At 68.9% G+C, this 22,209-nt stretch carries 17 protein-coding genes; 13 read left to right on the forward strand and 4 right to left on the reverse strand.

The window, feature by feature from the left end; translation table 11 throughout:
- Positions 1 to 24: 24 nt before the first annotated feature.
- A complete protein-coding gene (locus ABAZ39_RS24185) occupies positions 25 to 1,164 on the reverse strand; it encodes an isobutyryl-CoA dehydrogenase (RefSeq protein WP_040136441.1) in 1,140 nt (379 codons plus the stop codon).
- A 161-nt stretch (positions 1,165 to 1,325) separates the two neighbouring features.
- Between ABAZ39_RS24185 and ABAZ39_RS24190 the strand changes: the two genes are divergently transcribed.
- The 3 genes from ABAZ39_RS24190 to ABAZ39_RS24200 all read left to right on the forward strand — a co-directional run bounded on the left by ABAZ39_RS24190 (position 1,326) and on the right by ABAZ39_RS24200 (position 4,358).
- Positions 1,326 to 2,021: a GntR family transcriptional regulator gene (locus ABAZ39_RS24190; protein ID WP_040136443.1), complete on the forward strand. Its 696-nt coding sequence runs from the start codon at positions 1,326 to 1,328 to the stop codon at positions 2,019 to 2,021.
- Positions 2,022 to 2,113: 92 nt separating this feature from the next.
- Entirely contained in the window at positions 2,114 to 3,670 is a 1,557-nt protein-coding gene (locus ABAZ39_RS24195) for a malonate--CoA ligase (RefSeq protein ID WP_040137209.1), read from the forward strand.
- A gap of 124 nt (positions 3,671 to 3,794) precedes the next feature.
- On the forward strand, positions 3,795 to 4,358 hold the full coding sequence (locus tag ABAZ39_RS24200; RefSeq protein ID WP_040136445.1) for a TetR/AcrR family transcriptional regulator: 564 nt from the start codon (positions 3,795 to 3,797) through the stop codon (positions 4,356 to 4,358).
- A gap of 200 nt (positions 4,359 to 4,558) precedes the next feature.
- On the opposite strand, the gene ABAZ39_RS24205 is transcribed toward ABAZ39_RS24200, so the two are convergent.
- Genes ABAZ39_RS24205 through galE form a run of 3 tightly spaced genes read right to left on the reverse strand, consistent with a single transcriptional unit; the run spans position 4,559 to position 7,360 of the window.
- Positions 4,559 to 5,737: a DUF2336 domain-containing protein gene (locus tag ABAZ39_RS24205; protein WP_040136447.1), complete on the reverse strand. Its 1,179-nt coding sequence runs from the start codon at positions 5,735 to 5,737 to the stop codon at positions 4,559 to 4,561.
- Between the two features lie 37 nt (positions 5,738 to 5,774).
- On the reverse strand, positions 5,775 to 6,326 hold the full coding sequence (locus ABAZ39_RS24210; RefSeq protein ID WP_051658479.1) for a MarR family winged helix-turn-helix transcriptional regulator: 552 nt from the start codon (positions 6,324 to 6,326) through the stop codon (positions 5,775 to 5,777).
- A 14-nt stretch (positions 6,327 to 6,340) separates the two neighbouring features.
- Positions 6,341 to 7,360 (reverse strand): UDP-glucose 4-epimerase GalE, encoded by a 1,020-nt coding sequence (gene galE / locus ABAZ39_RS24215; protein WP_040136449.1) that lies wholly within the window; start codon positions 7,358 to 7,360, stop codon positions 6,341 to 6,343.
- 501 nt (positions 7,361 to 7,861) lie between these two features.
- On the opposite strand from galE, the gene ABAZ39_RS24220 reads away from it, so the two are divergent.
- The 10 genes from ABAZ39_RS24220 (at position 7,862) to ABAZ39_RS24265 (ending at position 22,202) form a co-directional block, all read left to right on the forward strand.
- Positions 7,862 to 9,583, forward strand: a complete 1,722-nt coding sequence (locus ABAZ39_RS24220) for a type I secretion system permease/ATPase (RefSeq protein WP_040136452.1) — start codon at positions 7,862 to 7,864, stop codon at positions 9,581 to 9,583.
- Positions 9,580 to 10,953 (forward strand): HlyD family type I secretion periplasmic adaptor subunit, encoded by a 1,374-nt coding sequence (locus ABAZ39_RS24225; protein WP_040136454.1) that lies wholly within the window; start codon positions 9,580 to 9,582, stop codon positions 10,951 to 10,953. The genes ABAZ39_RS24220 and ABAZ39_RS24225 overlap by 4 nt, the downstream gene beginning before the upstream one ends.
- A gap of 94 nt (positions 10,954 to 11,047) precedes the next feature.
- Positions 11,048 to 11,263 (forward strand): hypothetical protein, encoded by a 216-nt coding sequence (locus ABAZ39_RS24230; RefSeq protein ID WP_040136456.1) that lies wholly within the window; start codon positions 11,048 to 11,050, stop codon positions 11,261 to 11,263.
- A gap of 752 nt (positions 11,264 to 12,015) precedes the next feature.
- Entirely contained in the window at positions 12,016 to 12,837 is an 822-nt protein-coding gene (locus ABAZ39_RS24235; RefSeq protein ID WP_040136458.1) for a calcium-binding protein, read from the forward strand.
- A 74-nt stretch (positions 12,838 to 12,911) separates the two neighbouring features.
- Positions 12,912 to 15,263 (forward strand): glycosyltransferase family 2 protein, encoded by a 2,352-nt coding sequence (locus ABAZ39_RS24240; protein WP_051658480.1) that lies wholly within the window; start codon positions 12,912 to 12,914, stop codon positions 15,261 to 15,263.
- Positions 15,264 to 15,267: 4 nt separating this feature from the next.
- Positions 15,268 to 16,095 carry a class I SAM-dependent methyltransferase gene (locus tag ABAZ39_RS24245; RefSeq protein WP_040136460.1) on the forward strand — a complete coding sequence of 276 codons (828 nt, stop codon included), beginning with the start codon at positions 15,268 to 15,270 and terminating at the stop codon, positions 16,093 to 16,095.
- Positions 16,092 to 17,393 (forward strand): glycosyltransferase family 4 protein, encoded by a 1,302-nt coding sequence (locus tag ABAZ39_RS24250; RefSeq protein WP_040136462.1) that lies wholly within the window; start codon positions 16,092 to 16,094, stop codon positions 17,391 to 17,393. The genes ABAZ39_RS24245 and ABAZ39_RS24250 overlap by 4 nt, the downstream gene beginning before the upstream one ends.
- Complete coding sequence (locus ABAZ39_RS24255; protein WP_040136464.1) at positions 17,390 to 19,552, forward strand: hypothetical protein; 2,163 nt, start codon at positions 17,390 to 17,392, stop codon at positions 19,550 to 19,552. The genes ABAZ39_RS24250 and ABAZ39_RS24255 overlap by 4 nt, the downstream gene beginning before the upstream one ends.
- A gap of 41 nt (positions 19,553 to 19,593) precedes the next feature.
- A complete protein-coding gene (locus ABAZ39_RS24260) occupies positions 19,594 to 20,907 on the forward strand; it encodes a glycosyltransferase family 4 protein (protein ID WP_014241733.1) in 1,314 nt (437 codons plus the stop codon).
- Positions 20,907 to 22,202 (forward strand): hypothetical protein, encoded by a 1,296-nt coding sequence (locus tag ABAZ39_RS24265; protein ID WP_081863298.1) that lies wholly within the window; start codon positions 20,907 to 20,909, stop codon positions 22,200 to 22,202. The genes ABAZ39_RS24260 and ABAZ39_RS24265 overlap by 1 nt, the downstream gene beginning before the upstream one ends.
- Positions 22,203 to 22,209: the final 7 nt, after the last annotated feature.

Genomic DNA, 22,209 nt, shown 5'->3' on the forward strand with positions numbered 1-22,209 from the left:
CCCCCTCGCTTTATAATGACGCTATCAGCCGCCGGTCAGATGGCGGGCGATGATGACGCGCATGATTTCGTTTGTGCCTTCGAGAATTTGGTGAACCCGCAGGTCGCGGAAAATCCGCTCGATCGGGTACTCCTTGATGTAGCCATACCCGCCATGAAGCTGCAGCGCCTCGTTCACCACCTGGAACCCGGCGTCGGTGGCGAAGCGCTTGGCCATGGCGCAATGGGCGGTCGCCTCCGGCGATCCGGCGTCGAGGCTGGCGGCGGCACGGTGCAGCATCAGCCGGGCGGCGTCCAACTCCGTCGCCATGTCGGCCAGCTTGAATTGCAAGGCCTGGAAGGCGTTCAGCGGCTTGCCGAACTGCTTGCGCTCCGTGGTGTAGGCGACGGCCTGCTCCAGGCAGAAGCGCGCTCCGCCGACCGAGCAGGCGGCGATGTTCAGGCGCCCGCCGTCCAGCCCCTTCATGGCGATGCGGAAGCCCTCCCCCTCTTCGCCGATGCGGTTGGCGACGGGGACGCGGCAATTCTCGAAGATGACCGCCGACGTCGGCTGGCTCTTCCAACCGAGCTTGTGCTCCTGCTTGCCGAAGGACAGGCCGGGCGTGCCCTTCTCCACGACGATGCAGGAGATGCCCTTGGGGCCGGGCTCGCCGGTGCGGACCATGCAGACATAGACGTCCGACGTGCCGCCGCCGGAAATGAAGGCCTTCGACCCGTTCAGCACGTAATGGTCGCCGTCCCGCTCCGCCCGCGTGCGCAGCGAGGCCGCGTCGGACCCCGCCCCCGGCTCGGTCAGGCAATAGCTGGCGAAATGCTCCATGGTCGTCAGCTTGGGCAGGAAGCGCTCACGCTGCTCCGCGTTGCCGAAGCGGTCGATCATCCAGGAGGCCATGTTGTGGATGGAGATATAGGCCGCCGTGGACGGGCAGGCCGCCGACAGTTCCTCGAAGATCACCGCCGCGTCGAGCCGCCCGAGGCCGGAGCCGCCGAACTCCTCCCCCACATAGATACCGGCGAAGCCGAGTGCCGCGGCCTGTCGCAGGGTGTCGACGGGAAAGACGCTGTTCTCATCCCAGTGCGCGGCGTTCGGCGCCATTTCCTGCTGCGCGAAGTCGCGCGCCGTGTCGCGGAACGCCTGCTGCTCCTCCGAAAGCGCAAAATCCATGCGCATCCTCCCCAGAACCGCAGTGGCCCGGAGCCCAGGACGGACCTCCGGTTCCCATTGTTGGGTGGAAGGACTATCATGCTGGATACGCGCTGTCCATCTCTTGTATACACAGACAGGAGCGGCGGAAGGCCGCGGACGAGGAAGGGGACACGCTCGGGATGAGCGACCGGATTGCCGCCAGCAAGACCACGGACAAGGGTGCCACCCGCGCCGACGAGGTGAGGCTCGCCATCGAGGAGGACATCTTCCTGGGCCGGCTGCGCCCCGGAACGCGGCTGGACGAGGAAAGCCTCGCCCAGCGCTTCAACATCTCCCGCACACCGATCCGCGAGGCGATTCTCCAGCTCGTCCACGCCGGGCTGGTGGAGAAGCAGCCGCGCCAGGGCGCGGTGGTCGCCCCGCTGAAGCTGCACCGCATGGTGCAGATGTTCGAGGTAATGTCGGAGATCGAGGGGCTGTGCGCCCGCTTCGCCGCCCGCCGCATGTCGGAGGAGGAGAAGCAGGCCCTGAAACGCCTGCACGATACCTCGAAGGCACATATGGAGGCGCGGGAGCTGGACGCTTACTATGCGGTCAACCGTTCCTTCCACGAGGCGGTCCAGGCGGGCAGCCACAACGAGCCGCTGCAGGAGATCGCGCGCGGGCTGTTTGCCCGACTGGCCCCCTATCGCCGCTATCAGCTCAACCATCCCAACCGCGTCAAGGACAGCTTCACGGAGCATGACGACGTGGTGGAGGCGATCCTAGCCGGCGACCCGGAGGCTGCCTACGCCGCCATGCGGCGGCATGTGACCATCCAGATCGACATCTTCACCGAGTTCGTGTCCATCATGGGCGGAAACGAAATACAATAGGCCGGACTTGCGTATACAAAGCTGTGGTCCACGGCATGCGCCTATGCTAAACCCTTGGGCACCGGATCACCGGGTGTATGGAGGGAATCACGATGTCCGACGTGGGTGGCAATCTGTTCGAGCTGTTCCGTTCCCGCTTTCCGGCGGACCGCAGCCGCCCCTTCGCCGAGACCGAGCCCGGCACGGACAACGCACGCACCGTCACCTACGGTGACCTCGAAGCCCTGACCGGCCGTTACGCCAACCTGCTCGCCGACCTCGGCCTGAAGAAGGGCGACCGGGTCGCCGTGCAGGTGGAGAAGTCGGTCGAGAACATCATCCTCTACCTCGCCACCGTACGGGCGGGCGGCGTCTTCCTGCCGCTGAACCCGGCCTACACGAAGGCGGAAGTTGAGTATTTCCTGACCGACGCGGAACCGCACGTCTTCGTCGCGCGCCCCGAATCCGCGGACGCGCTGCGTGAGGTCGCCGACAAGGCCAAGGTCGCCCATCTGCTGACTCTCGGCACACACGGCGAGGGCACCCTGCCGGAGCAGGCCGCCGGCAAGGGCACGGACTTCACGACCGTCCCGGCCGAGGCCGACGATCTCGCCGCGATCCTCTACACCTCCGGCACCACCGGGCGGTCGAAGGGCGCGATGATGAGCCACCGCAACCTCGGCTCCAACGCGTTGACCCTGCACAAATACTGGGGCTTCCAGCCGGACGACGTGCTGCTGCACGCCCTGCCGATCTTCCACACGCACGGCCTGTTCGTGGCGACCAACTGCGTGCTGCTGAACGGCTCCTCCATGCTGTTCCTGCCGAAGTTCGATGCGGAGCAGGTGATGGGGCTGCTGCCTCGCGCCACGGTGATGATGGGCGTGCCGACCTTCTACACCCGCCTGCTCGCCCACCCCGGCCTGACGCGCGAGGCGACGGCGCACATGCGGCTGTTCGTCTCCGGCTCGGCGCCGCTGCTGGCCGACACGCACAAGGAGTTCTCCGCCCGCACCGGCCACGCGATCCTGGAGCGCTACGGCATGACCGAGACCGGCATGCTGACCTCCAACCCGCTGGACGGCGACCGCATCCCAGGCACGGTCGGCTTCCCGCTACCCAAGGTCTCCGTGCGCGTCGTCGACCCGGAGACCGGCGCGAGCCTCGGCACCGACGAGATCGGCATCATCGAGGTGGCCGGGCCGAACGTCTTCTCCGGCTACTGGCGGATGCCCGAGAAGACGAAGCAGGAGATCAAGCCGGACGGCTTCTTCATCACCGGCGACGTCGGTAAGGTGGACGGGCGCGGCTACGTCCACATCGTCGGACGCGCCAAGGACCTCATCATCTCCGGTGGCTTCAACGTCTACCCGAAGGAGGTCGAGACGGTCATCGACGGCATCGACGGCGTGGTCGAATCAGCGGTGGTCGGCGTGCCGCACCCCGACTTCGGCGAGGCGGTGACCGCCGTCGTGCTGCGCAATCCCGGCAGCGCCACCCCGGACGAGGCCGCGGTGATCGCCGTTTGCAAGGAGCAGCTCGCCAACTTCAAGGTGCCCAAGCGCGTCTTCTTCATGGACGAGCTGCCGCGCAACGCCATGGGCAAGGTGCAGAAGAACCTGCTGCGCGACGCCCACAAGGACCTGTTCACCGCGGCAAAGGCGCGCTGAGGCGCGCCCGGCTTTCCCTCTCCGGTCAAATCCGTATAAGGTTCGGCGCTCGTTCCGCCCGGCGGGTTGTGGACAGGCCAACGGCGAATCGATACGCTGCCGTATGGTCTCCGGAGTGTTGCCGATGGAAGCGAAGACGCTGAACCGCGAATCCTGGCTGTCCGCCGCCTTCTCCGCCCTGGCGGAGGGCGGCGTCGAGCAGGTGCGGGTCGAGCTTCTGGCCAAGCGGCTGAAGGTGACCAAGGGCAGCTTCTACTGGCACTTCCGCGACCGGATGGAACTGGTGGAAGCGATGCTGGAGGGCTGGAAGACCGGCCGCATCGAGGCGATCAAGGCGCAGACCCGGCTGGACGGCCGCACGCCGGCCGAGGGGCTGCGCTACGTGCTGTCGCTGTATGGCGGCAGCAGCAACCCGCGCGGCATCGCCATCGAACTGGCGATGCGCGACTGGGCGCGCCGCGATCCTCGTGCGTCCGAGATCGTGGCGGAGGTCGACCGCGAACGCCTGCGCTGCGTGTCGGACCTGTTCGCCGGCCTGGGGCTGGACCCCGACGACGCCTTCGCGCGGGCGTATCTGTTCTACTCGTTCATCTTTGGGGAGGGGCTGCTGGCCCGCTCCGCCGCGCCGGACCGCTTCGAGAAGGCGCGGGATATTTGCGGGAAGGTGCTGGTTCCGGAGGGAGTGTAGGCGCGTTGCCCCCACCCTTCCCACGGCTTCGCCGCGGGCCCCTTCCCTCCCCCGCCTCTCGGCGGACCAAAGGTCCGCCTGCTGCGTCAGCGCAAACCGAAGGTTTGCGCGAGAGCTTCGCAGGAGAGGGAGGTTTGGTCCCCTCCCCCGCCCAGCGGGGGAGGGTCAGGGAGGGGGCAAGCGTCGCAACAACCTCACCCTCACGTCCCCGTTCCGCGCACCGGCGCGAAGGGCAAACCCGCCTGATCCAGCGCACGGTCGATCACCTCGTCCGACGCGCCGTCGAACAGCTGCAACAGCAGCTCGTCCACCACCCACTCGTTCGTCGGGGTCAGGGCGGCGAACAGGTCGGCCATGACCTCCGCCTGGAAATCGTCGCGGCGGTTGTCGCTGCCCTCGTAGCCCATGCGCTTGGCGGTGGCGATCGCCACCTGGAAAGGCGGCACCAGGACCGGTGCGACCGATGCCCTCTTCAGCACCGCCCGCAGCCCCAGCGCACCGTCGTCCCAGGCCAGCTTGCGGGCGTTGTCCGCCGGGATGCCGGCCTTCGCCCCCAGCCCCGCCGCGAACAGCGCGACGTCGCCCGCGCACAGCACGCGGAACAGCAGCGCCGCGGTGAAGCGCCCGTTGGCGTGCAGCCAGCGGGCCACCGCCTCCACATCCTCGTCGCCGCGCAGCGCCGGGCGCAGCAGCCGCATCGTCGCCGACTCGCGCCCGCGGTTGGCCAGCCGGTCCACCAGATCCTTGGACAGGCCATGGCTGTGGGCCAACGTGGCGCGCATCGCGTCGGACACGAAGGCGATCAGCCGCTCCACCACGGCCAGCGGCAGGCCGGGGCGGGTCGCCGCGGCCTCGCTGACCATGCGCACGCGGCCGAAGCGGTCCAAGGCCCGGTGCAGCGCCGGTTCCGCCAGCTCCGCGCCGGGGTTGCGCAGCAGCGCCGTCACCACCGCGACGTTGCCGGTCTCGACGACGGCCCCGGCCACCCGCGCCGACACGGTGTGGCGGTTGGCGACGGCCATGTGCTTGCCGGCGTCGGGGTCGGCCAGCACGTCGAGCAGCAGCTCGTCGCTGAGGCTTCCGGCGTCGCGCAGGATCGGGAAGGCCACGCGGGCCACATCCTTCACCAGTCGCTCGGCCAACTCCGCGGTCAGCATGGCGTTGTTGCGGATCTGCCAGGCCACGGCCTCGCGCACCGCCACCTGGGCGTCGGCGGCGAAGCAGTGCATGACCTCCAGCGCCAGCGACCGTTCGGCGTCGGTCAGCCCGCCTTTCTCCAGATCGCCGGCCAGCTTCTGCATCGTGTCGATGCGGGCCTCCGCCGACGAGGATTCGAGCAGGCGCTCGACATCGCGGATGGACAGGGATGAATCGGTCATGTGCGGATGCCTGCGGATGAGAGGTGCATAAGGCGGTTCAATCCAGTCCCTGGCCGGCGTAGCGGACCATGTCGCCCCAGATGCGGTCGAGCCGGCGCAGCGTGCGGTAGGCGGCCTTCAGGTCGGCCGCCTCCGCCTCGTTGCGCACCAGCGCCGTGGCCTGCACCTGCTCCAGCGTGAACAGCTCGTCGCGCAGCGTCCGGCCCTTGTCGGTCAGGCGCAGGCGGGCCGTGCGGCGGTCGCGCTGGCTGGCGCCGCGGTCGATGTAGCCGGCCTCGACCAGGATCTTCAGGCTGTAGGAGGCGTTGGATCCCAGATAATAGCCACGCTCCATCAGGTCGCGGACCGACGGCTCGTCGTCGCCGATCAGCATGACCATCAGCGCCTGAACCGGCCCGATGTCGTCGATCCCCTGCCGCAACAGGCCGGCCCGCACCACGTCCAGGAACCGGCGGTGCATCCGCTCGATCAGCCGGGCGAGCCCGTGATACTCGGCCAGTTCCGCCGCGTCGATGGCATCGGGCTTGTCTTGGGCCGGTTTGGCTTCGGCCGGCTTGGATTCGGCGCCCGCCCGGCGCTGCGTGTTCATCCCTCGTCTCTCCGTCACTCGGCGGCCTGTGCCACGGCCGGGCCGCGGTAGCCGCCCGGATGGCGGCGGCGCCATTCCCACGCGCTGCCGATGATGCTGTCCAGATCGGGGAAGCGCGGCGACCAGCCCAACTCGCCCCGAATGCGCTCCGACGAGGCGATCAGCACCGCCGGATCGCCGGCGCGGCGCGGCCCGACCTTCACCGGGACCGTCAGCCCGGTGACGCGCTCCGTTGCCTCGATCACCTCGCGGACGCTGTAGCCCTTGCCGTTGCCCAGGTTGAAGCGGACGCTGCGCGTCTCCAGGGCCGGCAGCACCCGCAGATGCGCGTCGGCGAGGTCGCAGACGTGGATGTAGTCGCGCACGCAAGTGCCGTCCGCGGTCGGGTAGTCGTCGCCGAAAATCTCGATGTGCGAGCGCCGGCCGCTGGCCGCGTCGAGCACCAGCGGGATGAGGTGGGTTTCCGGGTCATGATCCTCGCCGATGATCCCGTTCGGGTGCGCGCCGGCGGCGTTGAAGTAGCGCAGGCAGGCGGAGCGCAGGCCGTGGCAGCGGTCCGCCCAGTGCAAGGCGCGCTCGATGAAGAACTTGGATTCGCCGTAGGGGCTGCCGGGGTCGATGGTGGTCTCCTCATCGATCGGCTGGCGCTCCGGCGTGCCGAACAGGTTGGCGGTCGAGGAGAAGACCATCTTGCGCACGCCCGCCGTGGTCGCCGCGCGGATCAGGTTCAGCGAGTTGACGGTGTTGCCGTGCAGATAGAGGTGCGGGTCGCGCATCGATTCACCGACCAGCGACAGGGCGGCGAAATGGAACACCGCGTCGAAGCGCCATTCGGCGAAGACGCGGGTCAGCGCGTCCATGTCGGCAAGGTCGGCCTCCACGAAGGCGGCGTCGGACGGCACGGCGGCGCGGTGGCCCTGGCGCAGGTTGTCGAGCACGACGACCCGGAAGCCGCGGTCGAGCAGTTCGGCCACACAGTGACTGCCGACATAGCCGGCACCGCCGGTCACGAGTACGGTCTGGGGCGTGTTCATCCTAAATATTCCTTGGATTTGAGAAATATTCGTCAGTCCAGGCACCCGCCGGCATCAAAGGATCGTACATCCCCCGGTGGCAAGTGCAAGAGTTCCGCGATGCACCATGCCGCCAATTCAGACGGAAGGCCAGTTGACGAAAAAGAGACATGGGCGCCGGGAAAGGCGCGGGGCGTCATCGGAAAAATGTTTTGGAACAACATTTTACAGCGCTGCAAATACCTCTTTCGATCAGTGTCGGACGGGGTAAGGGCTCAAAGTTGTCACACGCCGCAACGCAGCGTCAGACGTAAGCGGAAATGGCGCGGGACCAGTCTTCCCGCAATGGGCGGCCTTTGTCCGGACTTCGTCTCAAAAGGAGTTCATGGGACGCGGCCGCATCTCAACATTTCGTTAACCATGAAACCCTTTGCATGACCGGCTTCATGGCCCGCCCCAAAACCTGAGAACGCGGGACTCCGGAACGCGGCCGGAACGCAGGACGCAAGAAAAGGAATCGGCATGAGCGGTATGGATCGGACCCTGCTGACCCAAGCCTACCGGAAGATCGGGCGCGGCCTGCTGCTGGCCGGCGCCCTCACCTTCTTCGTCAACATCCTGATGCTGGTGGTGCCGCTCTACACGATGCAGGTTTACGACCGCGTGATGAGCAGCCGCAGCCTGGAGACGTTGACCATGCTCGCGGTGATCTCCGTGGGCGGGCTGGTGCTGTACGGCGTGCTGGACTTCATCCGGGCGCGCGCCTTCCTGGTCTGCGGGGCGGTGATCGCTCACCGCTTCAACGTGTCGGCGCTGCAGGCATCCATCGTGGACGCGCTGGGTGGCGGGACGCGCAACGCCGGCCAGACGATGCGCGACCTGAACGACCTGCGGAACTTCATGACCAGCAACGCCGTGGTGGTGCCGCTGGACCTGCTGTGGACGCCGATCTTCCTGGTCATCCTGTTCATCCTGCACCCGATCTACGGCTGGATCGCGGTGGGGTCGGCGCTGCTGCTGCTGACCATGAACGCGCTCACCGACGCGCTGACCCGCCGCCCCATCGCCGAGGCGAACGAGGCGTCGGCCAAGGTCTTCGCCGACGTGGCCAGCACCGTCCGCCACGCCGAGGCCATCGAGGCCATGGGCATGCTGCCGCCGCTGGCCCGGCGCTGGCAGATGGCGCAGATCGGCTCCGCCTCGCTGATCGACCGCGGCGTGGTGCTGTCGCGCGGCATGGCCTCGGCCTCCCGCTCGCTGCGCCTGATCCTGCAGATCGCCACCATCTCCGCGGGCGCGGCGCTGGTCATCCGGAACGAGGCGTCGCCGGGCAGCATGATCGCCACCGGCATCATCATGGCCCGCCTGCTCCAGCCCTTCGAGCATCTGGTGGAGAACTGGCGGCAGTGGATCGTCGCCCAGACCGCCCACAAGCGCATCCGCGAGCTTCTGAACGGCGAGGGCGCGCGGCGCAGCACCATGCCGCTGCCCCGCCCCGACGGACGCCTGACCGTCGACCGCGTCAGCCATGTGCCGAAGGGCCTGCAGCGCCCCGTGCTGCGCGGCGTTTCCTTCGCGCTGGAGCCGGGGGAGGTGCTGGGGATCATCGGCCCGTCGGGGGCCGGCAAGTCGACCCTCGCCCGCCTGCTCGTCGGCATCTGGGAGCCCACCGCCGGCGGCATCTACCTCGACGGCACCAGCACCTTCCTGTGGGAGCGCGAGAGCTTCGGTCAGTATGTCGGCTATGTGCCGCAGTCGGTCGCCCTGCTCGACGGCACCATCGGCGAGAACATCTCCCGCATGGCCCAGGCCGACCCGGCGGAGATCGTGCGCGCCGCCCGGCTGGCCGGCGTCCACGACATGATCGGCCGCCTGCCCTTCGGCTACGACACGCCGGTCGGCGAGAATGCCTTCGCCCTGTCCGGCGGGCAGCGGCAGCGCATCGCGCTGGCCCGCGCGCTGTTCGGCAAGCCGCGCCTGATCGTGCTGGACGAGCCGAACTCCAACCTCGACCACGAGGGCGAGCAGGCGCTGCTGACCGCGATCAACCACGCGCGACGCGACGGCGCCACCATCGTGATGGTCGCGCACCGCCCCTCCATCGTGTCGGTCGCCGACAAGCTGCTCGTCCTCAAGGACGGCATGGTCGAGCATTTCGGCGAACGCACCGACGTGCTGAAGATGGTCCAGCCCGGCGGCGCCGTGAAGGTGGCCCGGCTGGTCCGGACGGGAGAATCCGCATGACCGACACGACGCTTTCCCAGCCCGCGAACGCGCCATCCCCCCTCACCGCCGCCTGGTCGCCGGTCATCGACGTGACGCCGCACGAACCGACGCTGCGCGGCACCGCGCTGGCGGGTGCGCTGGCCGTCGCCATCGGCTTCGGCGGCTTCTTCGGCTGGGCCTTCACCGCCAGCCTGGACAGCGCGGCCATCGCGCCCGGCACCATCATGGTGGAAAGCCACCGCAAGACCGTCTCCCACCTGGAGGGCGGAATCCTCAGCGAGTTGCTGGTCAAGGACGGCGACATGGTGACGGCCGGGCAGGTCCTGCTGCGGCTCGACACCACGCAGAGCGGCGCGGTGGTCGCCCAGCTTCACGGGCAGTACTGGACCTCGCTGGCCCGCCTCGCCCGGCTGCGTGCCGAGCAGACCGACGCCAAGGCCCCGGTCTACGCCGACGAGCTGGTGGCCGCCGCCAAGACCAGTTCCGTCGCCGCCGAGGCGCTCGCCGCCGAACAGCGCCTGTTCGAATCGCGGCGCGACGCCTATGAGGGGCAGATCTCCATCCAGCGCAAGCGCATCGGCCAGCTCCGCGACGAGCTGGTGGCGCTCGATTCGCAGCGCGTCGCCGCCAACGACCGGCTGCGCTACACCCAGGACGAATTGCGGATCGTCGAGACGCTGCTCGCCAAGGGCTACGAGCGCAAGCCGCGCATGCTGGAGCTTCAGCGCAACGTCGCCGACACCAAGGGCCGGCTGGGCGAGATCCAGGCCGACAAGTCGAAGGCCGAGCAGGGCATTGCCGCGGCGGAGCTGGAGATCATCAACCTCGGCAACAACCGCCGCTCGGAGGTCGGGAACGAGCTTCAGACCATCCAAGCCACCGTGTCGGACCTGTCGGAGCGGCTGCGCAGCGCCGGCGACGTGCTGAAGCGCCAGGAACTCGTCGCCCCCCAGGCGGGCCGGGTTACCAACCTGCGCTTCTACACGCCGGGCGGCGTCATCCCGGCGGGCCAGGGCATCCTCGACATCGTTCCGCAGGACGACGGGCTGATCGTCGAGGCCCGAGTCGCCCCCGCGGACGTGCAGAACATCGACGTGGGCGGCAGCTCCATGGTGCGGCTGGTCGGCTACCGCCAGCGGCTGGTGCCGCCGGTCCAGGGGAAGGTGCTGACCCTCTCCGCCGACCAGCTCGAGGACGAGCGCACCGGGCAGGCCTATTTCCTCGCCCGGATCAGCCTCGACGCCGCGGCGCTGAAGGCCCTGCCCAACGTGGACCTGCACCCCGGCATGCCGACCGAGGTGATGATCCACGGGCACACCCGCAAGGCCATCGAGTATTTCCTGACGCCGCTGACCGACGGCATGAACCGCGCCTTCCGGGAGAACTGACCGCGGCGGCCCCGCACCGGATCATTTCGCACGCTCCCCCGTTGCCCAGCAGGCAAGACAGAGGGCCGACAGGCCAGGAAGGGAGCGTGCGAGCATGACCACACAGTGGGACCGGAACACCCTGAAGCGTGTCGCCGACGCCATCGGCGACGTCCATCTCTACGACAAGCACCACACCGGCGAGTTCATCGCCATGCGTCTGCGCGATTCGCTGGCCGACAGCCCCGGCTATGACCAAGCGGCGGTCGACGACAAGCTGATGCAGTTGGCGCGGGTCGCGTTGGACGCCGCGGAAGAGGGCAAAGTCTGAACCAGCCCAAAAATCTGACCCGGCCCGGACGCCGGGCAGCAACGCAAGACAAAAATTTTCGCCCCTCCCAAGGGCATCGGTAACGACCATCCGGCGGCCTTTGGCCCGACAGCGGCGGGCCGCCGGAGCGCTCCGGACCCGCCGGAGCACCCGGCGGGCCGGTCCACAGGCGTGTTTTCCGGATGCCCGCCGCCCTGGCCGGCCCCCACGGCGCAGCCGCCGCTTTCAAATTCCGGCTTTTAAAATCCTTGGCCCACCCCTCGAAATTTTGAAAAGGCCGTGATTTTGAATGCGCTGCAGCATTGGGCGGCGCCACCAATGGGCAATGATCAACGGCATAATCCTAAGCCAAACGCATAGGACTCGCGGGCCATTTCAGGGCATTTCGTCGAAATTCGACAAAATCTCTTTCCGGCAACTTTGAAAGTATTATGGGCGAACAATTCAAAATCTTCCATTAACCATGAGTCATCGTCTTGGATGGAGCCCGTAAAACCACCGCTCTGGCGCGGCGTCCAAAATTAGATGTTTAGATTTTCGAAGTTCTTTGAAGCCAAGGTGACAGGAATGACGTAATGAACGTTGATGATTATTGTGTTTTGACTCTATGAACTCAAGATTTGCCTGGGTTTGACCTTATGTTTGTCACAGCCACGCCGAACGGTATTTGGGTAAAGGCTTAGTGGTACCTCGCCATTTCGGGGTAGGAAATCCCCCACCCCACCGAATCCCATCGTTAAGGAGTATGATTCATGGCCACCCTTCCTGGCGGCAACTATGACGACGTCATCACCGGCACCAACGGCAACGACTTCATCGACGGCGGTAAGGGCGACGACATCCTGATGGGTGGCAACGGCCACGACACCATCCTGGGTGGCGACGGCCGCGACGCCCTGTTCGGCGGTAACGGCGACGATCTGCTGAGCGGCGGCAGCGGGGCCGACGTCCTCGATGGCGGCAACGGCAACGACACGCTGGATGGCGGGGACGGCGACGATTACCTGTCCGGCGGCAACGGCGATGACGTGCTGATCGGTGGCCGCGGCAACGACATTCTCGACGGCGGGAATGGTGACGATGTCCTGAGCGGCGGCGACGGCGCCGACATTCTGCGCGGCGGGAACGGCGACGATGTCCTGATGGGCGGCGGCCACAACGATTACCTGGATGGCGGCGCGGGCAACGACATCCTGATGGGCGGCACCGGCGACGACATCCTCAAGGGTGGTGAGGGCGACGACTACCTGGATGGCGGTGCGGGCAACGACATCCTGGAAGGCGGTGCTGGCAACGATATCCTCGTCGGCGGCGCCGGGAACGACATCTTCGTCTTCTCGGGCGGCGGCGGCCAGGACGTCGTTCTCGACTTCCGCGCCGGCGAGGACGTCCTGCAGATCGAGCGCAACATCAACGGTCTGGACATCAACGACGCTTCCGATCTGGCGGCCCGCGTCACCGACATGGGCGGCAACGCCGTCATCGATCTCGGCAACGGCGACAGCATCATGCTGAAGGGCGTTTCGGCCGACGAAGTTCACAACAATCCGAACGACTTCTTCGTCATTCACTAAAGACGTAACCCACCCAGGGACCGGACCGGCGGCGTGTATTCCACACGCCGCCGATGGGTCCGGCTAAGGAACGCATGACCGTGCTCGCCGTCCTGCCGGCCTCCGCCTCCATCGCGTCCGCCCAGCTCCATGCGCTCGGCGACGACTTCGTGCTCGCCTCGTGGGAGAGCGACGGACCGGAGCCTTCCGGCCGCGTCGTTCCCACCCTCGACGGCGAGGAGGTCCGGCCCCCCTACACCACCTTGTCCGTGCGGACGAGCTGGGGTGGGCAGCGGGTGCTGTCGATCCTGCGGGCGCCCCGGACCTCCGGTGCGCCCGTCCGTTTCGTGGCCCAGAGCCGCGTCGTCGCGGAGGTCCTGGCCGAACCGCAGGTTCCCGATCCCGACCCCGCCTTCCTGCTCGGCAGCCTCGACGCGCCGTCGCGGCTGCGCGTGGTGCGTTTCCTCTTCGATTTCGCGCGCTCCACCCCGGCGCTGCGCAGCGACGCCGGCTTCGCCGCGGTCTGCCGCCGCATGGTGCTGGAGCTGTCGCCCACCCCCTCCCCGCTCGTCGCCCGCGCCCTGGCGACCGACGAGCTTCTGCTCTGCGGCGGGTCGCTGTCGTCGGGATTCGGCGAGGTGACGGGGGCAGTCATCATCACCGCGGGCGCCGTCGGCCCCTCCCCCTTCGAGGTCTGCATCGGCTCCGCGCTGGACCGGCGCGGGCGCGCCGCCATGTCGCTGCTGGTGGACAAGGCGCTGTGCGCGCCGGGCAACCTGCTGGTGGTGCTCGGCCGCAACGGGCTGGCCTGCCGCGCCTTCTCGGCCGTGGCGCCCAACCTGCCCAGCCTGACCGAGCGGCTGTCCACGCGCCGCGACACGCCGCTGGAGCTGCGCCAGTACATTCTGAACGCGCTCGCCCGGCGCGGACGGTCGGACGCTACGGCCGCGGCGGCGGTGCGCGAGCTTCAGGTGCTCGCCCCGCTGCCCAAGCGGCAGGTCGCCGACGCGAAGCGCTCGATCGGCGCCGCCCTCGACCTCGCCGTTCCGACCGGCGACGGCGGGCTGTTCCTGGCCGGTTGGGTGCACGACCCGCACGGCCTGTCCGGCGGCCTCACCGTGCACACGCCCTTCGGCGGCGAGCGCCGGCTGGAGGTGCTGGAGCACCGCTTCCCGCGCGAGGACGTGGCGAAGCTGTTCGGCACCGCCCCGTCCACCGACCGCAGCGGCTTCGTCGCCTATCTGCCCGGCGCGCCCGAGCCCGCCGCGGCGCTTCAAGTCCATGCGGAGCTTCGTCTCGGCTCCGGCGGGTCGATCCGTCTGGTGCCGCCGCTGCGCCCGCTGTCGCCCGCCGACGCCCGCGCCGCGGTGCTCGGCAGCCTGCCGCCGCAGCACGCGATCCCCCTGGTTCTGGAAACGGTGATCGCCCCGGCCGTGGCACCGCTCCACGCCGCCCACATGGCCAGCCGCGGCGAGCCGGAAACCGTCACCTTCGGGCGCGGTCCGGAGACGCCCGCCGTCTCGGTCGTCATCCCGCTGTACAAGGCGTTGGAGTTCCTGCGCTTCCAGCTCTCCAGCTTCGCCACCGATCCCGGCATGGCCGGGGCCGAGCTGATCTTCGTGCTCGACAGCCCGGAGCAGCGCGACGAGCTGGTGCACATGCTGCACGGCTTCCACGCGCTCTACGGCCTGCCGATGCGGGTGCTGGTGCAGCCGGCCAACTACGGCTACTCGGCGGCCAACAACGCCGGGGTCGCGGCCTCCACCGGGCGGACCCTGCTGTTCCTGAATTCCGACGTGATCCCCGACCAGCCCGGCTGGCTGCCTGTTCTGCTCGCCGCGCTGGAGCGCGCGCCGGGAACCGGGGCGGTCGGGCCGAAGCTGTTGTTCGACGACGACAGCCTGCAGCACGCCGGCCTCTACTTCGACCGCGACGTCCGCGGGCGCTGGTACAACCATCACTTCTTCAAGGGTCTGCCGCGCGACTTCCTGCCCGCCCGGCGCGAGCGCAGCGTGCCCGGCGTGACCGGCGCCTGCCTGATGATGACCCGCGAGACCTTCGACGCCGTGGGCGGCTTCTGCGAGGACTACGTCATCGGCGACTACGAGGACTCCGACCTCTGCCTGCGCATCCGCAAGGCCGGGCTGGACATCCGCTACGTCCCCTCGGTCGAGCTGTACCATTTGGAGCGCCGCTCGATCAGCCGGCATCAGGGCTACACCCGCGGCGTTGCCTCCGAATACAACGGCTGGCTCCACGCCCGCCGCTGGGCCGCGATGATGGAGGAACTGGCCGCGCGCGACTGGAGCGCGTTGCCGCCGCCGCCCGCGCTGGAGGACAGCCTGATGCGCCCCCTGTCGGCGGGCGCCCCCACGGACACCGCCCTTCCCGTTGCCGTTCCGGGCAAATCCCGCCTGTTCGGGCGTGCGAACCGGAACCGGAGCTGACCTGATGAACGAGATCCTCACCGGGCGCCGTCTCGCCGTCCTGCGCCGCAACACCGACCCGCGGCTGGAATGGCTGTGCGCGCAGATCGCTCGCAACCGCTTCCTGCCCGTGCCGCCGCCGGACCGCGTGTTCATCGGCGACGGCGATTTCCGGGCCATCGGGGCGGAGTTCCTGCGCCATTTCGTGCGCGTCGGCGGGCTGAAGCCGAAGCACCGCGTGCTGGAGATCGGCTGCGGCATCGGTCGCATGGCCGTGCCGCTGACCCAGTATCTGGACTCCAGCTACGACGGAGTGGACATCGTCGAGGACGGCATCCGCTGGTGCACCGAGACGATCACCCCGGCCTATCCGGAGTTCCGCTTCCAGACGCTCGACGTGGCGAACGCCCTCTACAACCCCGACGGGGCGGAGGACGCGGCGCAGACCCGCCTGCCCTTCCCGGACGGCGGGCACGACTTCGTGATCCTGACCTCGGTCATCACCCATCTGCGGACGGCGGAGACGGTGCGCTACGCGGCGGAGATCGCCCGCGTGCTGAAGCCGGGCGGGCGCTGCTTCCTCAGCCTGTTCCTGGTCGATGCCCGCGCGCGGGACGGCATCGCCAAGAAGACCGCCCGCCCGGCCTTCCTTGAGGCCGCCGGGCCGGAGTTCATCGCCGACGAGGCCAACCCGAACGCCGCCGTCGCCTACAGCGAATCCTTCCTGCTGGACACCTTCGCGGAACAGGGGCTGCGCCCGGCGCGCCCGGTCCTGCGCGGCCACTGGAGCGGGCAGCGCAACGCCGAGAACTTCCAGGATCTCCTGGTTCTGGAAAAGGAGGGCGCGCGATGAGCCTGCCCCGCGTCCTCGTCGTCGCCCACAACCACCCGAGCCTGCACCCCGGCGGCACGGAAATCTTCGCGCACGAGCTGTTCGGCAGCCTGAAGGCCAAGGGGGCCGAGGCCCTGTTCCTCGCCTGCACCAACGGCGTCCACCGCGACCGCAAGCCCGGCACCAACCTCCAGACGCTGGGCCGCAGCGCCGACGAGGTGGTGCTGTGGGCCGGCCATTTCGATCACTTCTTCCAGAGCCAGATCGACCTGCACGGCATCGTGCCGGACCTGTCGAACCTGCTGCGCGCCTTCCAGCCGGACATCGTGCACATCCACCACACGCTGCTGCTGGGCGTGGAGATGCTGTTCCTGATCCGCCGCGTCTGCCCGCGGGCGCGCATCGTCTACACGCTGCACGACTACTACCCGATCTGCGCCAACGACGGGCAGATGGTGACGACCAACGGACACGCGCTGTGCCGCATGGCCTCGCCCGACGCCTGCCACCGCTGCTTCCCCGACCGGCCGGCCGACCAGTTCGTGCTGCGCGAGAAGCACATCAAGGCGATGTTCGGGCTGGTCGACCATTTCCTGGCGCCCAGCGCCTTCCTGCGCGACCGCTACATCGCCTGGGGCATCGACCCGGACAGCATCTCCGTCATGGAGAACGGGCGCCCGGCGGTCCGACCGGCGCCGCACCGGCCGCTGCCCGCGGGCGCGCCGCGCAACGCCTTCGCCTATTTCGGCAACCTGAACCCCTTCAAGGGGATCACGGTCGCGCTGGACGCCGCCGCCCGGCTGGAGAAGCAGGGACACGACCTGACGCTGGCCGTCCATGGCGGCGCGCCGTTCCAGACCGACGCCTTCAAGGACAAGGTCGAGCAGGGCTTCAAGGGCGCCCGCGGCACCGCCGTCCGCCACGGCCCCTACCGGCGCGAGGAGATGCCCGAACTGATGGCCGCCGCCGATTGGGTGGTGATGCCGTCGATCTGGTGGGAGAACGCTCCGCTGGTCATCCGCGAAGCCTTCCAGCACCGCCGCCCGGTCATCTGCAGCGGCATCGGCGGCATGGCGGAATCGGTGACCGACGGGGTGGACGGGCTGCATTTCCGGGCGGGGGACGCCGCGGATCTGGCCCGCGTGATGACGCGCGCCATGACCGAACCGGGGCTTTGGGACCGGCTCGTCTCCAACATGCCGGCGGTCCCGACGACGGAGGAGTCCGCCGAAAAACACGTCATTCTCTATGACGACATAATGAATGGTCCGGGGGGATCGCATGGGCAGGGCTCGATTGCGGGGAGCATCGCGGGATGAAGGAACCGATCACCAAGGCCGACATCACGGCGGCCATTCTTCTTGACGACGACACGCTCGTCCTGTTCGGCGCCATCGACCGGGCGCTGCCCGCGCAGGGCGCCGTGCATCTCGACGGGTCGGTGGAGGGCCGCTACGCCGGACGCTCCTGGGCCGACGCGGAGGGCGAGCGCTGGTTCCTCGGCGGCATCCGCGTGCCGGGGCTGGCGCAGATGCGCCCGTCGCGCGTCGAGCTGGCGGACGAGAAGGGGGAACGCCTCGTCCTGCCGCGCCTGTCCAACGTCCGCACCAACCCGTCGCACCTCGTCTCGGCGCTGAAGGGCTTCCAGCCCGGCGCGCTGGCCGTGGCGCTGGATTTCACGATCCAACTCGCCGCGTCTTCGGACAGTGACTCCGACCGCATCGGGCGCCTGCTCTCGGGCCTCGCCCAAGAGGTGTCGCAGCCGGACGGCTTCGCCGAGGTGTTCGGTCGCTTCCGCGACGGCAGCCTGATGCTCCAGGGCTGGGCGCGCAGCTTCCGCAACGGCGCCCAGAAGATCCTGATCGAGGCCGAGGAGACCGCCGCCTACCGCGCCACCGCCGGGGCCTTCGCCCGCCCGGACCTGCCGCCGGAGGCGTCGGGCGTGATGGCGGTTCTGACCGACCAGACCCCGCTTCCCACCGCCATCCGCCGCATCCACTACCGCGCAGCCGAGGGCTGGCGCCATCTGGAGATCTTCGAGCACCGCACCATCCTGCCCGACGGCGTCGCCTCCGCCCATGTGCGCGACATGCTGGGCAACATCCAGGACGCCGAGACGCGCCAGCGGATGACGCGCATCGCCGCGTCGCGCTACGACGGTGCGGAAACGGTGTCGCGGCTCGACATCCCGGTGCGGACCGGGCTGGACATGGCGCTGCGCGTGCCGGGGGCCGGGCTGTTCGTCGCCGGCTGGCTGCTCGACCCGACGCGGCAGGTCCGCGCCGTCACGCTGAAGGGGCCCGGCGTCGCCGTCCGGCTCGACGAGGGCTGGTCGCGGCTGGCCCGCCGCGACGTGACGGAAGCCTTCCAGCATGACGGTCTGTTCGCCGGGCGCATGATCCCCGGCCAGGACCAGCACGGCTTCACCGCTTTCGCCGCCGAGCCGTCGGGCCTGCCCCCGGGCGCCGAGTTCCATCTGGAACTGGAACTGGCCGACGACCGTTTCGCCTTCCTGCCGCTGAGCTGCCTGCCCCCGGCTCCGGAAGCGTTGCGCCGCATGCTGTCGCTGGTCAATCTCGACAGCCCGTCCATTGACACGCTGATCGCCCGCCATGTCGGGCCGATGCTGCGCACCGCCCGCTCCCGCTCCGGTGCCGCACCGTCGGCGGGCGTGCATCCGATGGGCCGTCCGGTCAAGGCGCCGCGCGTCTCGGTGATCCTGCCGGTGACCGACGCGCGCGAGGATGTGGACCTGAACATCGCCCGCCTCGCCATCGATCCGGACTTCGCCGAGACCGAACTGCTGGTGGTCGCCGCCGCCGGCACGCACGAGCGGCTGGGCGGAGCGGTCCGTCAGGCCGCCGCCTTCTATCGCATGGCCGTCACCTTCGTCGCCGCTCCCGACGCCACCGACGCCTTCGAGGCGATGGCCGCCGCCCTGCCCCACGCCCGCGGCGAGCGGGTGCTGACGCTCTCCCCCTCCGTCCTGCCGACCGAGAAGGGCTGGCTGGCGGCGCTGGAGCGGGTGTCGCGCAAGTCTGGCGGGCCGGTGATGGTCAGCCCGACGCTGCTCTACGAGGACCATTCGATCCGCTTCGCCGGCATCATGGCGGTCGAGGGTTCGGACGGCGCCAAGACCTTCGAGCGCCGCTTCGCCGGCTACCCGCGCGACTGGCTGAAGGAGCAGGACGCGGCGACGGTGGACGCCGCCGCGCCGGAATGCGCGCTGCTGCCCAAGGACGCGCTGGTCCGGGCGTTGGCGACCATGGGCTCCTACATGGGGGCCGACCACAAGGGGCTGGACCTCTGTCTGCGCCTGCGCGCGCTGGGCGGGGCCTGCGTCTGGCTGCCCCGCGTCACGCTGGTGGCGTTGGACGAGCAGCCGCGCGACGCGCACGCCGACCGCTGGCGCCGCGCCGGCGCCATGGTGGACCGCTGGAGCTTCGAGGACATCTGGTCCGCCCGCGCCGCCGCCTGAGCCCGCACGTCCCGCAAGCCCTATTCGAGATCGGCCCGACCATGAGCAACAAGCGCGTCCTGATCATCAGCCACGGCCATCCCGCCTTCTCGCTGGGCGGCGCGGAGGTGGCCTCCTACAACCTGCACCAGGGGCTGCACGACCTGCCCGGCTGGGAGAGCCATTATCTGGCCCGCACCTCCCCGCCGGTCACGCCGCACGGCAGCTCCGCCCTGATGGCGCTGCGCCAGAAGGAGCGTGAGGTTCTCTACTACGCCAACGACTACGACCATTTCCGGCTGTCGAACCGCAACCTGCCGGGGCTGGAGAAGGACTTCGTCCGCTACGTCCGCGACCTCCAGCCGGACGTGGTGAACTTCCATCATTTCCTGGGTCTTGGCATCGAGACGATCCAGGCGATCCGGCAGGCGCTGCCGCGCGTGCCGATCGTGGTGACCTTCCACGAGTATCTGTCCATCTGCCACCACCATGGCCAGATGGTGAAGACCAGCCGCAACACGCTGTGCTACCGCGCCAGCCCGGCCGACTGCGCCGGCTGCTTCCCGCACATCGGCGAGGCCCAGTTCTTCAAGCGCGAGCTGTTCCTGAAGACCTTCCTGGAGCAGGCGGACTTCTACGTCAGCCCGTCGAACTTCCTGATCGACCGCTACGTCGACTGGGGCCTGCCCCGCGAGAAGTTCCGCATGATCGAGAACGGCCTGACCGTCGAGGGCATCGCCCCGCCCCGGCCGCTGGCCCGCGGCGGCAAGCGCAACCGCTTCGCCTTCTTCGGCCAGTTGACCGAGTTCAAGGGCGCCCATGTGCTGGTTGAGGCGATCGGCCGCGTCTCCGAAAAGGCGTGGGGCGAGGACGGCGCGCTGATGATCTTCGGCGGCAACCTGGAGCGCCAGCCCGAAGCCTACCAGAAGAAGTTCAACGAGGCTGTGGAGCGTGCCGGCGACCGCGTGCGCTTCTACGGCAGCTACCGCTCCGCCGAACTGCCCGGCCTGATGAAGGACGTGGACTGGGTGGTGATGCCGTCCATCTGGTGGGAGAACTCCCCGGTGGTGATCCAGGAGGCCTTCCTGCACGGCCGCCCGATCATCTCCAGCAACATCGGCGGCATGGGCGAGAAAGTCACCCACGGTGTGGACGGCCTGCATTTCCGCAACGCCAGCGTCGAGGATCTGGTGGACCGCCTGACCGAGGCGCTGACCACGCCGGACCTGTGGGACCGCCTGCGCATGCGCATCCGCCGCCCCATCGACCGCGCGGAATGCGCCCGCCGCCACGCCGACGTGTTTGACGCGCTGATCGCGAACGCGGGTGGTGGCGCGGTGTCGATGCCGGAGCGGGCGGTGGCGCAGAAGCCGTGATGGGGATGTTCGTGCAGGACAACCGTGGCCCCCTCCCCAACCCTCCCCCGCTGCGCGGGAGAGGGAGCAGGGGCAGAGCGGCGGCAGTTCCCTCCACCGCCAAAGGCGGGGGAGGGTTAGGGAGGGGGCAATGCACCCTGGCCCTGATCGCCTGCACCTTCCTCCTCGCCACCCCCTCGCACGCCGCGGACCTCCGCGTCAGCGTCCCCGCGGGTGCCGCGCTGGAGACCGTCTACGACCACCGCACCCAGGCCTGCGAGGACTGGGACGTGCCGGACGCCCCGGCGCGCGCCTGGAAGGCGGCGGACGGCAGCGTCCGGCTGCTCGCCGCGCACACCCGCGCCCGCCTCCTCAGCGGCCCGTCGCTGAACGACCTGCACCACGCCTGCCGCATCGTCTTCCAGTCGGCCAAGCGCGACGATCCGGCGCGCTTCGACGACATGGGCTGGCTGACCTCGCCCTACACGCTGGACGGCACGACCGTCTACGGGCTGGTCCACAACGAGTATCACGGCCACAAGCGCCGCGACCTCTGCCCGACCGGCGACTACATGGCCTGCTGGTGGAACGCGCTGACCCTCACCGTCTCGCACGACGGCGGGCAGAGCTTCGGGCCGGCGCGCTACGTCGCCGGGGTGCCCTACCGTTTCCGCGGCGATCTGGGCAAGCGCGCCGGGCTGTTCGCGCCGAGCAACATCGTCGAGCGCGACGGCTGGTACTACGCCATGGCCTTCGCCGAGGCCATCGGCGCGCAGAAGCGCGGTGTCTGTCTGATGCGCACCCGCGACCTTGGCGATCCGGCGTCCTGGCGGGCGTGGGACGGGCAGGACTTCACCGTCCGCTTCCGCGACCCCTACACCGAGGGCGAGGCCGATCCTGAAACGTCGGTCTGCGCGCCGCTGCCGCCCGACCGCCTGCCCTTCACCGTCACCAGCCTCGTCCGCCACGCGCCGAGCGGCCTCTACGTCGCGGTGATGGCGGGACGGCGCGCGGAGCGCAAAGGGGCGGAGCCGGTGTCCGGCGTGTGGGTGTCGACCTCCGCCGACCTGATCGGCTGGTCCGCCCCCCGCCTCGCCTGGGCGGCACCGCTGCTCACCGACAAGACTTGCGCCGTGGACGAGACCTTCTACTACCCGGCCATTCTCGATCCGGACGCCAGAAGCCGGAATTTCGAGGACACGGATGGAAACGCCTGGCTCTACCTGACCCGGCTTGCCCAGAAAAATTGCAAGCCAACCAGGGATCGCGATCTGGTCCGAATAATGATCCGGGTTGATCCGTCCCAAAGTGGCTAGAATTCAT

The organism is Azospirillum argentinense (assembly GCF_000632475.1).
GTDB classification, from domain to species: Bacteria; Pseudomonadota; Alphaproteobacteria; order Azospirillales; family Azospirillaceae; genus Azospirillum; species Azospirillum baldaniorum.

Bases quoted from the DNA above. Each gene is read 5' to 3' on its own strand.
- ABAZ39_RS24205 (WP_040136447.1), bottom strand. From the start codon at position 5,737: ATGACCGATTCATCCCTGTCCATCCGCGATGTCGAGCGCCTGCTCGAA.
- ABAZ39_RS24260 (WP_014241733.1), top strand. From the start codon at position 19,594: ATGAGCAACAAGCGCGTCCTGATCATCAGCCACGGCCATCCCGCCTTC.
- ABAZ39_RS24195 (WP_040137209.1), top strand. From the start codon at position 2,114: ATGTCCGACGTGGGTGGCAATCTGTTCGAGCTGTTCCGTTCCCGCTTT.
- ABAZ39_RS24220 (WP_040136452.1), top strand. From the start codon at position 7,862: ATGAGCGGTATGGATCGGACCCTGCTGACCCAAGCCTACCGGAAGATC.
- ABAZ39_RS24190 (WP_040136443.1), top strand. From the start codon at position 1,326: ATGAGCGACCGGATTGCCGCCAGCAAGACCACGGACAAGGGTGCCACC.
- ABAZ39_RS24240 (WP_051658480.1), top strand. From the start codon at position 12,912: ATGACCGTGCTCGCCGTCCTGCCGGCCTCCGCCTCCATCGCGTCCGCC.
- ABAZ39_RS24230 (WP_040136456.1), top strand. From the start codon at position 11,048: ATGACCACACAGTGGGACCGGAACACCCTGAAGCGTGTCGCCGACGCC.
- galE (WP_040136449.1), bottom strand. From the start codon at position 7,360: ATGAACACGCCCCAGACCGTACTCGTGACCGGCGGTGCCGGCTATGTC.
- ABAZ39_RS24225 (WP_040136454.1), top strand. From the start codon at position 9,580: ATGACCGACACGACGCTTTCCCAGCCCGCGAACGCGCCATCCCCCCTC.
- ABAZ39_RS24235 (WP_040136458.1), top strand. From the start codon at position 12,016: ATGGCCACCCTTCCTGGCGGCAACTATGACGACGTCATCACCGGCACC.
- ABAZ39_RS24185 (WP_040136441.1), bottom strand. From the start codon at position 1,164: ATGGATTTTGCGCTTTCGGAGGAGCAGCAGGCGTTCCGCGACACGGCG.
- ABAZ39_RS24265 (WP_081863298.1), top strand. From the start codon at position 20,907: ATGGGGATGTTCGTGCAGGACAACCGTGGCCCCCTCCCCAACCCTCCC.
- ABAZ39_RS24200 (WP_040136445.1), top strand. From the start codon at position 3,795: ATGGAAGCGAAGACGCTGAACCGCGAATCCTGGCTGTCCGCCGCCTTC.
- ABAZ39_RS24210 (WP_051658479.1), bottom strand. From the start codon at position 6,326: ATGAACACGCAGCGCCGGGCGGGCGCCGAATCCAAGCCGGCCGAAGCC.
- ABAZ39_RS24245 (WP_040136460.1), top strand. From the start codon at position 15,268: ATGAACGAGATCCTCACCGGGCGCCGTCTCGCCGTCCTGCGCCGCAAC.
- ABAZ39_RS24250 (WP_040136462.1), top strand. From the start codon at position 16,092: ATGAGCCTGCCCCGCGTCCTCGTCGTCGCCCACAACCACCCGAGCCTG.
- ABAZ39_RS24255 (WP_040136464.1), top strand. From the start codon at position 17,390: ATGAAGGAACCGATCACCAAGGCCGACATCACGGCGGCCATTCTTCTT.